General features: G+C 50.2%; 1 protein-coding gene. It reads right to left on the reverse strand.

The window, feature by feature from the left end; all coding sequences use genetic code 11:
* Positions 1 to 1195, reverse strand: a 1195-nt coding sequence (locus ACVBEJ_RS14525) for an IS256 family transposase (RefSeq protein ID WP_447130354.1), incomplete at its 3' end; no start/stop codon positions are given.
* Between the last annotated feature and the right edge of the window lie 56 nt (positions 1196 to 1251).

Consider the following 1251-nt stretch of genomic DNA (forward strand, 5'->3'; position numbering starts at 1 on the left):
CTCCATCTAACCGCCCTTCAAAATGAATCGCCATTTGCGACAACGTCAGATTCCAGTTTTGAACGGGGTGTGTCCATTTTTCCGAAGCGTTGATGACGCCAGCATAGAGTAATTTCAACAAACTATTCTCATTGGCAAAGCCGCCTTTGGTTTTGGTCAGTTTACGGAATTGGCGGTGCACAGCTTCTACGGCGTTGGTGGTGTAAATGGCTTTGCGCACATCTTCCGGATACTTGAAGTAAACCGACAGATTCTCCCATTTGTTGCGCCAGGAACGCAGCACAATGGGATACTGTTTTCCCCACTTGGCCTCCAGCTCATCCAGAGCCGTTTCAGCAGCATTGCGAGTGGCCGCTTTGTACACCGTTTTAAGATCAGCCATAAACGACTTCTGATTCTTGGAGGCCACGTATTTGATGGAGTTGCGTATCTGGTGGACGATGCACAGCTGCACCTCAGTATCCGGGTAAATGCTGCCAATGGCCTCAGGGAAGCCTGTAAGTCCGTCTACACAGGCAATCAAGATGTCTTTGACTCCCCGGTTTTGCAGGTCCGTGAGCACGCTGAGCCAGTAGTGCGCGCCTTCAGCATCGGATAGATAGAGTCCCAGCAGCTCTTTCTTGCCTTCGATGTTCAGAGCCAGGATGGTGTAAAGCGCTTTGCTGACAAAGCGGCCGTTTTCTTTGATCTTGTAGTGGATGGCATCCAGCCAGACAATGGGATACACCGAGTCCAAATCACGCTCCCGCCAGCTGTTGAACTCAGGAATCAGCTTGTCGGTAATAGCGTTTAGAGTGCCATTGGATATGGACATGTCGTACATGTCCTGGATGTGCTCACGAATGGTTTGGTAGCTGTTGCCGTGCGCATAAAGTGATAGGATTTTGCGCTCCAGTTCGTCGGTGAGGTGAGTCTGGTTTTTCTTGACGATCTGAGGTTCGAAGGTGCCAGTGCGATCTCTGGGTGTGTTCAGCTCAAAATCGCCAGAGGGCGTTTTCATCGTCTTGGGTGTGGAACCGTTCTTGCGATTTGGAGCAGCTTCTTGATCCAGATGCTGCTCCAGCTCAGCTTGCAATGCGGCCTCAGTCAGTTGCTTGATAAGCGGCGTGAGAATGCCGTCTTTGCCGTTTAAATCCTTGCCTGCGCGCAGGGCAGCAAGGGCTTCATTGACGTCGAAGTTGATTTCTTTGGACATAAGTCATCTCCTGATTTTTCAGTGTAAGGAAATGACACAGATTTATGAACACTACC

The organism is Porticoccus sp. GXU_MW_L64, assembly GCF_052983295.1.